The 12,616-nt window shown below is 66.8% G+C and carries 10 protein-coding genes; 8 read left to right on the plus strand and 2 right to left on the minus strand.

The features are described from left to right. The first annotated feature begins 10 nt into the window (after positions 1–10). The 5 genes from HY699_07300 (at position 11) to HY699_07320 (ending at position 3,915) form a co-directional block, all read left to right on the plus strand. On the plus strand, positions 11–1,069 hold the full coding sequence (locus HY699_07300) for a zinc-binding dehydrogenase (protein ID MBI4515606.1): 1,059 nt from the start codon (positions 11–13) through the stop codon (positions 1,067–1,069). A gap of 61 nt (positions 1,070–1,130) precedes the next feature. After that, positions 1,131–1,964 (plus strand): VOC family protein, encoded by an 834-nt coding sequence (locus HY699_07305; protein MBI4515607.1) that lies wholly within the window; start codon positions 1,131–1,133, stop codon positions 1,962–1,964. 112 nt (positions 1,965–2,076) lie between these two features. Beyond that, positions 2,077–2,697: a nitroreductase family protein gene (locus tag HY699_07310; protein MBI4515608.1), complete on the plus strand. Its 621-nt coding sequence runs from the start codon at positions 2,077–2,079 to the stop codon at positions 2,695–2,697. Positions 2,698–2,786: 89 nt separating this feature from the next. Beyond that, a complete protein-coding gene (locus tag HY699_07315) occupies positions 2,787–3,065 on the plus strand; it encodes a hypothetical protein (GenBank protein MBI4515609.1) in 279 nt (92 codons plus the stop codon). A 196-nt stretch (positions 3,066–3,261) separates the two neighbouring features. Next, positions 3,262–3,915 (plus strand): hypothetical protein, encoded by a 654-nt coding sequence (locus HY699_07320; GenBank protein MBI4515610.1) that lies wholly within the window; start codon positions 3,262–3,264, stop codon positions 3,913–3,915. A gap of 3 nt (positions 3,916–3,918) precedes the next feature. On the opposite strand, the gene HY699_07325 is transcribed toward HY699_07320, so the two are convergent. Beyond that, positions 3,919–5,106: a hypothetical protein gene (locus HY699_07325; protein MBI4515611.1), complete on the minus strand. Its 1,188-nt coding sequence runs from the start codon at positions 5,104–5,106 to the stop codon at positions 3,919–3,921. A 101-nt stretch (positions 5,107–5,207) separates the two neighbouring features. After that, complete coding sequence (locus HY699_07330; protein ID MBI4515612.1) at positions 5,208–5,360, minus strand: hypothetical protein; 153 nt, start codon at positions 5,358–5,360, stop codon at positions 5,208–5,210. A gap of 433 nt (positions 5,361–5,793) precedes the next feature. On the opposite strand from HY699_07330, the gene HY699_07335 reads away from it, so the two are divergent. From HY699_07335 to HY699_07345, 3 genes are all read left to right on the plus strand, one after another. Then, positions 5,794–9,738 (plus strand): AAA family ATPase, encoded by a 3,945-nt coding sequence (locus HY699_07335; GenBank protein ID MBI4515613.1) that lies wholly within the window; start codon positions 5,794–5,796, stop codon positions 9,736–9,738. Between the two features lie 259 nt (positions 9,739–9,997). Beyond that, positions 9,998–10,258, plus strand: coding sequence for a hypothetical protein (locus HY699_07340; GenBank protein ID MBI4515614.1), 261 nt, complete (start codon positions 9,998–10,000; stop codon positions 10,256–10,258). Positions 10,259–10,491: 233 nt separating this feature from the next. Further along, on the plus strand, positions 10,492–12,616 hold a 2,125-nt coding region (locus HY699_07345; GenBank protein MBI4515615.1), incomplete at its 3' end, for a hypothetical protein.

A 12,616-nucleotide genomic window follows, 5' to 3' on the forward strand; every position in this document is an offset into this window, starting at 1 on the left:
AGGAATGACCATGGCGAGTCGTACGATGCGTGCCGCCCGCTTTCACGGCCCCGGCTTGGCGATTGCGATGGCAGCTATGCCCTATCCCGTCCCCGGCCCTGGCGAGGTGGTCGTTCGCGTTGCCGCCTGCGGTATTTGCGGCTCCGACCTGCACTTCCTCGAAGGCATGCCGGTACCGGCCGGGGTACCGATCACGCTCGGGCACGAACCCGCCGGCATCCTCGAGTCGGCCGGCACCGACGTCAACGAATGGAAACCCGGCGACCGCGTCGCCCTGCACCTCGGCAGCGGTTGCGGCCGCTGCCGCGCCTGCACTGCGGGTCATCCCAACTGCTGCCCGCAGCTGATCGCGCCGGGGCTGCACATCGACGGCGCCTTTGCCGAGGCCATCAAGGTGCCGGCCGGTTGCCTGGTGCGCGTGCCCGACGCCGTCTCGCTGACGGCGGCGGCGGTCGCCACCGATTGCGTCGCCACCCCTTATCACGCACTCACTTGCCGCGCGGGTATGCACCCGGGAGAGCGCGTGGCGGTGATCGGCATCGGCGGTGTCGGCGGGCAAGCCGTGCGCCTGGCAAGCGTGCTCGGCGCCGGCCAGGTGGTGGCCGTCGATCTCTCCGACGTAGCCCTGGCGCGCGCACTGAAGTCAGGCGCGACCGACGCGGTTCACGTTCAGCCCGGTGAGGACCCAGCGCTGCGCCTGCGCGAGCTCTGCGGTGACGGCGCCGATCTGGTGCTGGAGTGTGTTGGAAGTCAGCCGACCGTCGCCAGCGGAGTGCGCGCGCTGCGGCCGGGCGGCCGGCTGATCGCGGTGGGTGTGGGCATGATGCCGCCGCTGATCGATCTGCCCCAGGCGATCTTTTCACTGACGGAGCTGGCCGTGATGGGCAGCTTCGGCTCGCACAAGCAAGACCTGGAAGAAATCTTCCGCCTCGAAGCCGCTGGTATCATCGATATCGAGGCGTCGATTTCCCACCGGCTCGCGCTCGACCAAGTCGCTGAGGGCTTGGAGATGCTGCGCACGAAGAAGGGCGACCCGCAGCGGATAGTCATCGAGATGGGAACTTCGTGACCGCGTCCTCCGGCGCACCCCTTCTTGACACCGTCATCACATCCGTACCACAACCGGGGCCATGCTCACCCGAGTCGATCGAGTTCAGCTTGTTGTCGCCGACCGCCGGGCAGCCGCCGACGCCTTCGCGCGGCTGCTTCGGACCGAGGTGGTGCGCGAGGATCGTCTCGGGCTGTTGGCGGCGCGGCGTTGCGTTCTCCAGTTGGGCACCAGTAATGTGGAGCTACTCGAACCGGACGGCACCGGGCCAGCGGCCGACTTCCTCTCGCACACCAAAGGCGGGCTGTTTGCCGCCGGCTTTGCCACCGCGGACCTCGAGCAACTGCATGCGCACCTCTGTGCCCGCGGCGTTACCCCCGCGGAAGAAGGCGGCCAGCTGTTTCTTGCCCCCGAGGTGCTGCGCCTGCCCGGGCTGCGCGCGGTGATCTCGGCGGAGAGCAACCCGCCGGCGGTGGGATTGGCGCAGCGGCTGTACGAGGTCACGCATCTGGTACCTGACTTCGCGACCATCGTTCAGGAGGCGGCGGCCAACTTCGGCCTCGCCACCGAGCACTTTGCTCCCATCCGTTCAGAGCAGTTCGGCTACGAAGGCGTGCTCACGCTCTTTCATCCCGATCGACTCGATCGGATCGAGATGGTCACGCCGAACGACCTGACGAAGACCATGGGGCGCTTCTTCACCAAACGCGGGCCGAGTCTGTATATGTGCTTCGCCGAGGCGGCTGATCTTGCCCCGATCGTGGCCCGGCTGCGCGAGCAGGCCCCGCACGATTGGACCGGTGCGCCCGATACGCTCTTCATCCACCCCAGAGCGCTCGGCGGCATGATGCTCGGCGTCAGCCGCACGACCTTCGCGTGGACATGGTCCGGCCGCCCGGAGCGCGTAGTGACGTAGATTAACAATCGGCGTTACCGGGGCGGCGGATGGCTCATAGTGCTCGGCGCCTTTGACGCGCCGGCCGCAAGCTGGTTTAACCGCGCTCATGGCTGACGCGATCAACCTCACCATGCCGCTCGAAGAGGCGATGCGGACGCAGCGGGCGATTCGGCGCCTGAAGCCGGACCCGGTCGACGACGCTCTCGTGCTGCATCTCATCGAGTTGGCGCTCAAGGCGCCGAGCGGGAGCAACCAACAGAACTGGGAGTTCGTCGTCGTCAGAGATCGCACGGTGAAAGCGCGGCTGGCCTCGCTGGCGCGGATCCCTTGGCGCTTCTACGCCGGGCTCGGCCGCTGGGTGGCACGCCATGACCCGAAGGCGCTACGCATGCTCGATGCGGTACAGTGGCAGGTGGATCACTTCGAGGAGATCCCCGTCATAGTGGTGGCCTGCCTGCGCGGGCTGCGCCTGCCGTTTCCGCCCATCCTGGCGACCGGTTACTATGGCTCGATCTATCCGTCGGTGCAGAACCTCCTGCTCGGCGCGCGTGCGGCGGGCCTGGGGGCCACGCTCGTCACCATGCCCTTGTGGAGCACCTGGCTCGCGCGCCGGGCGCTGGGTTTACCGTGGAACGTATCGCCGTGCGCCATGGTGCCGCTCGGTTGGCCGAGGGGCCGCTACGGTCCGACCACTCGCCGGTCTGTCGGCGACGTGGTGCACTTGAATCGCTACGGAAATCGGCGAGCATGACATCCAACGATCGCCGAGTAGGCGGGAGTGCACGCAGCGCTGTTATCATCGGCGGCGCCTTCTGTGGTAAGGGACGGGCGGTACGGTCGATGCGACGGTGGCTGACAGCGATACTGCTGCTCGGGTTGGGCGGAAGGGCGATGGCGCAGACACCGCCTCCTGCGTTCAGTTACTTCAAGTGCCTGTGCCAGGCCGGCAGTGCCGCGCTGGCGCCGACACCGAGTCTGCTTGGTCCCTCAGTGTCCAGTTGGCGGGGAACTGCTTACGCGCTGTCGGATACGGACGCCCAGATTAAGGCCAAGAACGCCTGCCTGGCCGAGAGCCACGGCGGCTGGTCCATTTGCGATAGCTGCCGTTGCTACAAGTAGCTCCCGAGCTGCGGGCTGCACGTCTGCCGCACGCGGCCGCATGTGCGGTAAGCCATACGCAATGCGGCGGCCGCAGACAGTCCCGGAGGGCGGATCGCCGGGCCAACACGCCCGGTGAGCGCGTGCGACAAGCTGGAGTGTTGCGTGGCCAGTGAACAACCGAGTGTGGCACGTATTTCGTAAGCTAGGCCGCCCCATGCCGACCTACCGACCCGATGCGACTTTCCGTTCCGACTTACAGAGTCTAGAGGTTCTGGCCCGGCGCGGGCCGCGGCCGAGTGATCTCGGCGATCTGCGCTTAGTTCTGCGTGACGTTGGTCTCACGGCCACAAGCCCGGGCTACTTGGTCACGGTAAGCATCGACGGCACCGGCAACCCCCCGGCGCGGTTGCACGCCGAATCGTGGGAGAGCGGCGCTCAGCTGGGCCGCTGCTTACCGGCGGTGATCTATGAGAGCCGGGGAACGACGCCGGCATTTCTGGACGCGCGCATGATTGTGTTCGCGGCGCGCGGTGAGTTGTTGAGTGCAGCCGACGTAGAGAGCCGAGTGTTGCTGAGCGCGGGCTTCAGCGCCGTCGAGCGCGCCTTGATCTCACTGGCAACCCCATATGCGCCGGCAATTCGTGCCACCGCCGTCCTGGCCGACACGCTGGTGAGCTTGGTCGGCACCGTGCTCGGGCTCTCACCCCAGGCTCAACGAGGCTATCTCGCGGCCTGCTTTGTGTGGGAGGCAGGCTTGCAGCCCGCGCGCCACGTTGTGCGAGCAGGTGAGGCGCTCTTCGATCTCGAGATTCAGTGCGGCACCGCCCGCGCCGGCAGTGGGAAAGCCGACAACGACAGCACCAGCTAGTACTCAGCGCGGGCGCCGCTGCGCGGCCTCGGCGGCGGCTTGTTGCGGGGTGACGATGAGCGAGGTCTCAGCTCGCGCCTGTTCTTGCTCGGCCGCGGCTTGGAAGAGAAAGGCGACACTGGCACGCACGAGCTGCTCGCAGAAAGCAATGCCACGCCCGCCGTGGGCGCTGTCCACGAGTGCGAGCGCCACCGCACACGCCCGTTGCGCCGCCAGCTCGCGCCGCGTGGCCGCGAAGTAGTACGCCATCGTGTAGAGCCGGCGGCACCAGCTCTCCTGCCAGTGCCCGCCGAACAGCTCCTCCACCGCCTGTTCCATGGCGACGCGGAAGCGGTCCTTTTGCTGTGAGGGACTGAGCACGAGCGGGCTGTCATTGGCCGCCGCCAACGCTTCGAGGTAGGGCTTCAATGCCTCCTCTTCGAAGAACCAGGTGCGCAACTCCTTCTCTTCAAACAGCGCCGGCGAGTCGGCCAGCAACGCCGCATCCGCCCGAATCGCCGCGGCTTCAAGGTGCGAGAAAATGAGCGGCGGCAGGTCGGTGGCGGCGGGCAGCTTCACGATCTGGTTGCGCAGGCCGGGATAGTCGGCAACTACCGGCGTGCCCCGCTGCTGCGCCCAGCCAAAGGCCCGGTGGATGAGGAAGTCGCAGTAGCGCCACTCGGTCTCGACCATCCGGATCTCGTGTTTGTCCTCCAGCTCCTGGCGCAGCTCGCGCACCGCCCTGCGTGTGACCTGGTTGAGCGCAACCTCACGCAGGCCGGCGGGGTCGTTGATCATCGCGAGGAAGTGGGCCACGCCGCTCGGCAGTTGCCGCACCAGCCACACCAATTGGTCGCCGCGGCCGTCGATCGCGGACAGGTACCCCTCGATCTGCGGCGCGAGCGCGGGGACCGGCGCCGTCGTGCCCGGCTGGGCCGGCCGGGAGATACCACGCTGTTCGAGGCGATAGAGCGCCCGCTTCACCTCCTTGTGCACCAGCTTGTCGGCGGTGCGGGCGTCGATCTCAAGCAGCAGAGCCACGCTGCTATCCGCAGGCTGCGCCCCGAGTCGGGCAGCAAGGGCGAGATCGGCGGCCGGGTCACGATGTGCGTGCGCGCGCAGCTCGCCGGCGTCGGCCTGCGCCCCCACGCCCCACTGCGCCAGCAACTGCTCACCCCGGCGCACGCAATCTTCCCGCTCTGGTTTCGCCATTGCTAACTCCGCAACCACGCCCACTCTAAACCGGCCGCGGCCGGCTGTCGAATCCCCAGCCGATAATCGCGCCGAAGCCGGGTCTTCGGCCATCATTAGCCCTAAGAGAGCGGGCCGTTGTCGCAGATGTGCGCGGCGATCTTCTTCGCCTGGGCCAGAGCCTGACCCTTGGGGAACACCCGACCAATCGGACCGAAGTCCAGTGCCTCATCGGCTGTGACATGTAGCCCGGTGAGCAGGATCTCGGCCGCCAAAGTGTGGGGAAGATGATCGGCTTGATCGGACGGTTGCAGCGCAGCAGTGCCTGCCAGTGAATGTCCGGCACTTCGGACATCAGCTTCATGAACTCGTCGTCCGTTCCCCCGGCCCCCATGGCCTTGAGCTCGGCCCCGGCGCGTCACTTTCGGCCATGGGCCTCGGCCTGACAGTACGCAGTACTGTCAGACCGGTGAGGATTTGCCCGGTCGGCTGCACGTTACCCACAGATTTGTCGCACACCCGGTGAGGAAGCTTGCCTGCGCAGTCCTCGAAAGTACGTCGACAAGCGAGTATCCTGCTTTGACGATGAGCAACCGGAAGTGAGGCATGGAACGAGCGATACCTCGTCGAGGCAGAATCCCCGTTTCACGCGGCCGCTGCCTGCAACGGTGACGTTATGACGTTCACATCCGACGAAGGTGCAAACGAATGAGCGGTGCAGCCGGCCCGGTCACCTTGCTGTTCACCGATCTGGTGAACTCCACCGAGCTGCTGCAGCAGCCCGGCGACGACCGGGTGCAGCGCGTCTTGCGGGCGCACCACAAGTTGCTGAACAAGGCGACCGCGGCGCACGGCGGGCAGGAGGCGAGGTGGCTGGGCGATGGGTTGCTGGCCGTGTTCATGTCCGCCACCGACGCCGTGCGCTGCGCCATCGCCTTGCAGCAGGCCGCACGCCAGCGCGCGGCGGGCGAGCGGCTGTCGATTCGCGTCGCCTTGCACATCGCCGAGACGCTGCGCGAAGAGACCGACTACTTCGGCACGCCGGTGGCGATTGCGCGCCGTCTGTGTGCTCGTGCCCAGGGCGGACAGATCCTGTGCAGCGGGCTCATGGCAGGACTGGTGGCTGAGCGGCAGGCCTCCACGTTGCGCGATTGTGGGCTGCTCGAGCTGCCGGGACTTGCGGCACCAGTCACTCTCAATGAGATCCTCTATCGCCACGACGAGCCGGCGGCATTGCTGACGCGTCCGCCGTTCGTGGGGCGTGCGGCCGAGCTGGCGAAGCTCACACACGCCCTGGAGGAGGCGCGCGCCGGGCATGGCGGATTGGTGCTGCTGGCAGGCGAGCCCGGCGTCGGCAAGACGCGCTTGACCGAGGAGTTCGGCGAGTCGGCAGCCGAGCTCGGCGCACTCGTGCTGTCCGGGCGGTGCTACGAGGGCGAATGGGCGCCGCCGTACGGGCCGTTTGCGGAAGCGATTGCGGCCTACACGCGCACCGCGGAGCCCGAACAGCTGCGGCAGGATCTCGGGCTCGGCGCGCCGCCCATCGCCCGCCTGGTCGCCGCGGTGCGCGAGCGCTTGCCGGACATTCCAGAAGCAGTGGCCCTGCAACCAGACGAGGAACGGTTTCGCTTGCTCGATGCCGTGAGCCAGTTCTTGTTCGCTACTGCCGCGCGCAAGCCCGTCGCGCTCATCGTCGACGACCTCCACTGGGCAGACAAGGGCAGCATCACCATGCTGCGCCACGTGGCCCGTTTTGCGCCACGCAATCGCCTCCTCATCCTCGGTGCGTATCGCGATTCGGAAGTCGATCGCTCGCATCCGCTCACCGAAGTACTGGGCGCATTGCCGCGCGAGACGATGTGCGAGCACCTGCAGCTAAAGGGGCTCGAGCGCGACGCGGTGGAGGAGCTTCTGGAGACAATCGCCGACCAAGAGGTACCGGATGCGCTGGTCGCCGCCCTCAGTGCGGAGACCAGCGGCAATCCCTTCTTCATCCGCGAGGTGCTGCTGCATCTCGTGGAGGAGGGAAAGATCTTACGCCGCGAAGGGCGGTGGGTTTCGGACCTCGCCATCGCGGAGATGGCAATCCCGGAGGGGGTCAAGCAGGTCATCGGCCGGCGCCTGGCGCGCCTGTCTGCTGCCACGCAGAATCTGCTGACCACAGCGGCGGCATTCACCGGAGGGTTCCACCTCGCCATTGCGGGGCGCGTGGCTGGACTCGACGAGGCAGCGACTCTGGACGCGGTGGACGAAGCGCTGGCGGCGCAGGTGCTGCAGCGGGGCAGCGATCCGCAGAGCTTTGACTTCGTTCATGCGCTCATCCGCCACACGCTGTATGCGGCGCTGAGCCCGCCCCGCCAGGTGCGTCTACACCGCCGGATCGCCGAGACCATGGAAGATGCGTACGGCGACCCGTCGACAAGCCTGTCCCGAGCCGAGTCGAGGGGCTCAGTGCGGGACGGGTTGTCGGCGCACGCCGCGGAGATCGCCGAACAGTATTACCGCAGCGCCGCGCTGCCCGGGGCCGAACGGGGCGTCGCTCATTGCCTGCGCACCGCCGAACAAGCGGAGCGGGCTGCCGCCTTCAGTGAGGCAGCAATGTATCTGCACATGGCCGTCGAGCTGTTGCCGAGCAGTGATCCACAGCGAGCGCGTCTTATCGCCCGTCTCGGATTGGCACTGGCGTGGAGTCTCACCTTCGAGGAGGCAGTGAAGGTTGCGGGCGAGGCGGGTGAGTTGCTGGCGGCAACGGAGGGGAACGCGGCTGCCGCTGACTACCTGGCAACAGCGACGCGGGCGACGGCATGGGCAGGCTCGATGTCTAGTGCCTGGGAATTGGCCGAGCGCGGAATGGGTTATGTCGGCAGACGGCGGGACGCAACGTGGGCATTGCTCCGGGCGATGCACCTCCTGCGCCAGGAAGCGACGGATCCAACAAACCCAGGCATCCGATTGGACACGCCCGAACGTCGTGAACTGGTCGCTGTCGTTCGAGCCCTACCTCCAGAAGAGGGCGGAAGGATAATGTCCAACGAGTTCCTCGGCGCGGCCGCCTTTGATTCACGGCAGGACGTTCTGCAAACCGCAGGCAGCCAGGCCGGGCACCTGATGAACCTTGCAGGTGAATTCCGTCGCGCCCTCCCACTCTGGGAGCGTAATGCCCAAGACAACGAACGGCAAGGTTGCATCGCCACTGCCGCTGGGCAGTGGCCCCTGGCCGCCATATGCCATTTTGCACTCGGCAACCTGTCAATGGCACGCGCCGCATACCACCGCGGGGCGGGGCTGGCGGCTCGGCTGGCAAGCGCGACGATATGGGCCGGAAACTTCGCGGGAGCGCGATTTGTGGAGTGCTTGGTTGTGGAACAGGGCTGGGAGAGCTTGCTTGAGCACGAAGCATTCCTCCAGGAGTCGCCTGCGGATGACCACTCTTCACTTGCGGCGTTCCGTGCCGGCGCAATGCGCCTGTGCGTCCGGTTCGGCAGATCCGAAGAGGCATTGCGGTTTCTGGAGACGTTGCTCGCTGCGGTCGAGCGTGCGCCGGGATGCGCCTTAGGCTACGTGGGCATCACCTGCGGTGCCGCCGAGACGCTATGGCGATTGGAGCGCACGGACCACATTGAAGTCATTGAGCACAACCTGCGGGACAAGGTCATCGCCCCAGACTTCCGGACACCGATGCACGACGGACGACTTGCCGTGGCGCAGCTGTGTGCGCTGCGGGGTCATCACGACGAGGCAGTCGAGTGGTTCGCGAGGGCGCGTGCCGTCCTCGACGAGCAAGGCGCCCGGCCGCTGCGCGCCATCGTCGACTACGACGAGGCGCTGATGTATGCGCGCCGCGGCGCTGCCGGGGACGCGGAACGCGCCGCACCGCTGTTGGAAGCGGCCATCGAACAGTTCCGCGCTATCGGCATGCCCGGCTGGATCAAGCGGGCGGAGGAATTGCTTCGCGTCAGCCGGCAGTCGGTGGTGAGCAGTGAGGAGCGGGACGAGGATCAGCGCTCGGATGTCAGCAACCGACAACCAGAAACCAGGAACCAGAAACCATGGACCAGAGACGACGAACCAGGGACCAACCTGTTCCGCAAGGAAGGCGACTATTGGACCATTGCCTTCGCGGGCTCGACCTTTCGCCTGAAGGATGCGAAGGGCCTGCATTACCTCGCGTACCTGCTACGCCATCCTGGCCAGGAATTTCATGCGCTGGACCTGATGACGCAGGTGTCAGGTTTCGGGGGCCAGGTGTCAGGGGCTGACAGCCAGAGGCGGGGGGCTACCAGTAGGGCCCGCGGAGCATCGCTGGATCCGCAGGCGAAGTTGGAATACAGGCGCCGGCTCGACGATCTGCGCGACGAGTTGGCCGAGGCCGATCACAACAGCGATCTGGGGCGGGCCGCCAAGGCGCGCGCCGAGATGGAATCCATCGCCGAGCAGCTCGCCGCCGCCGTCGGTCTCGGCGGCTGTGATCGCCCGGTCGGCGCCGACGCCGAGCGCGCCCGGCTGACGGTGACCAAGGGCATCAAGGCAGCGCTAGGGAAGATTCGCGCGAACCACCCGCAGTTGGCGCGCCACTTCGCCGCCAGCATCAGAACCGGGTACTTTTGCAGCTATACCCCCGATCCGCAGCGACCGGGGCCGTGGGTACAATAGCGCCATCGGCAGCGACGGCTGCCGTGGCCTCTTTCGTTTTGCGTCCATTTGTACCCGCTGAGAGCACATTGTGCCGTGACTTTTCACGCCTGAGTCATCAGAGATGCGCTCGGGCGACACAACAACGCGTCGGCGGTCCCCTCCGCGAGCCGGCGGTCGAAATCCGGGAACCCACCTGTTCCAGAGGGAAGGCGAGTACTGGACCATCGTATACGCTGGGGTAACGCTGCGCTTGCGGAACACCAAGGGGCTACACTGCGTGGCCTGGCTCCTGGGCCGCCCCGGCGAGCGCATTCCGGCGGCGGCGCTCCTCCTGGACTGCGATGGACCATCTCACCGGCCGGCTGCGAGCGCCGAGCAGTCTCGCGTCACGGTCACCAAGCGCATCAAGGCCGCGCTCCTGAAGATAGGCGAACACCATCCCTCGCTCGGGCACCACCTCACCACCTGCATCAAGACCGGCCACTTCTGTACCTACACTCCCGATCCCGAGCGGTCCGTCGCCTGGGTGCTGCGATGACAATCGTGACATGCCCCGAAACCGCGCCCGATGCGCGAAAGGAAAACACGCCTATGAAAGGCTTCGCTCAGCGCGGGCTGCCGCCCGCAACCCAAACGCTGTCGCCCGATTCGTCATACCCGCGAAAGCGGGTATCCAGGCGGATGTGCCGCCTACCGGAACGTCGGATGGATTCCCGCCTGCGCGGGAATGACGGGGGGAAGGTGGGGACGAGGAGCGAAATTCTACGCGCCGTGCGAACGCTTTCGGAATTCGTAAATCAGGTCCTCAGTGCCTCGATCGCTCGCGCTATCGCCGCCATGTGCGTGGCTGTCTTCGTCATCACGGCGCACACGGCGCATGCCGGGATCAATGTCTGGACGAGCCATGGCCCGCCCGGCGGGACGGTCCTCGCCCTCGCCATCGATCCCAGCGCGCCCAGCACGCTCTATGCGGGGACGTACAGCAGCATCTTCAAGAGCACCGACGCGGGCGCGACCTGGGGCGTGGCTGGCGCAGGGCTGCCCAATGATGTCCACGTCTTCAGCCTCGCCATCGATCCGGGCACGCCCAGCACGCTCTACGCGGGGATGTACGGCGGCTTCGGCGGCGTCTTCAAGAGCACGGACGCGGGCGCGACCTGGGGCGCGGCTAGCGCAGGGCTGCCCAATGATGCCTACGCCTACGCCTACGTCTTCGCCCTCGCCATCGATCCCAGCACGCCCAGCACGCTCTATGCGGGCACGTACAGCGGCGTTTTCAAGAGCACGGACGCGGGCGCGACCTGGGGTGCCACGGGTCCGATCTACTACCCCAGCATTAAGCTGGTCATCGATCCCAACACGCCCAGCACGCTCTACGCGGTGACGAACGACCTCGAGGAGGGCTTCGGCGGCGTCTTCAAGAGCACGGACGCGGGGGCGACCTGGGGCGCGGCGGTAGCCGGTCGGAACGTCCGTGCCCTGGCCATCGATCCCAGCGCGCCCAGCACGCTCTATTCTGGGACGTACGGCAGCGGCGTCCTCAAGAGCACGGACGCAGGCGCGACCTGGGGCGCGGCTAGCGCAGGGCTGCCCAGTGATGTCTTCGCCCTTGCCATCGATCCCAACACGCCCAGCACGCTCTACGCGGGGACGGGCGGCGGGGTCTTCAAGAGCACGGACGCGGGCGCGACCTGGACGGCCTTCAACGCGGGCCTGACTAATACCAGTGTCCTAGCCCTGGCCATCGATCCGATAACGCCCAGCAAGCTCTACGCAGGGACAAACGGCGGCGGCGTGTTTGCGATTGAACAAGTCGCCACGTGCGCCGGCGACTGCAACATCGATGGCACCGTTACAGTCGATGAGCTGGTCACCGGCGTCAACATTGCACTGGGCACTCGGCCAGTCGGCGCGTGTCCTACGTTCGATGTTGGCAACGACGGTCAGGTGACCGTGGACGAGCTTATCGCGGGGGTGAACAACGCCCTGAACGGCTGCCCGGCCGAGGTTCTGTCGGGCACTCTCTTGGTGACGGATGACGTCGGGAACAAGCTGTACACGCTCGACGCGGCGACCGGGGATGTACTGGCGTCGGCGGACACGGGGGAGGTGCCCGTCGGTGTGGAGAAGGCCAACGGGAAGGTGTACGTGGCCAACGAAGAGTCGGACACCATCTCGGTCTTCGAATCGGCGACGCTCTCCCCTTTGACCGTGATCCCCGCCTGCGACGGCCCGCATCACGCGGCCGCTTCGCCCGATGGCACCCGCTTCTACGCGGCCTGTGTCGGCACCAACAAGGTCGCGGTGGTCGACACCGAGACCGATACCCTGGTCGGGCTGCTGACCTCAGGCGAGCCAGGTGCGGGGACGCACGCGCCGTGGCCGACCAAGGACGGCGAGCGCCTGTGGGTGGCGAACCACGGGACCAACGACATCACCGAGATCGATCTGCAGACGGGCGCGATCCTCAGGGTGATTCCGACCAGGGCCGAGCCCAACGAGGTGGTGGTGCCGGCCGACGCCAAGACCGCCTACGTCTCGGTTCCCCTCCTGGGCGGGATGATGGTGTACGACCTGGAGACCAACCAGCTGGTGGCCGAGTTGACGAGGTTCGCCCCGGCGTTCCTGATGCTGAGCAGCGACGACAAGACGATCCTCTCGTCGTGGGCGGGCTTCTACGCCCCGACAGCGGTGGCGATCTTCGATACCGAGACGCTCACTTCGGTCGACGTCACCCTGCCCGGATTTCTGGCCACGCACACTGACCTTACGCCGCACGCCAAGTTCGGCTTCGTGTCGCTGGTGGGCCCGCAAAGCGGCATCGCCGTGGTGGACATCGACGCGGCGGCGCTCCACGCGTTCTACCCAATCCCCGGTATTGTTCGGCCCCACGGCG

This window comes from Deltaproteobacteria bacterium (assembly GCA_016210005.1).
GTDB lineage: Bacteria > Desulfobacterota > Binatia > HRBIN30 > JACQVA1 > JACQVA1.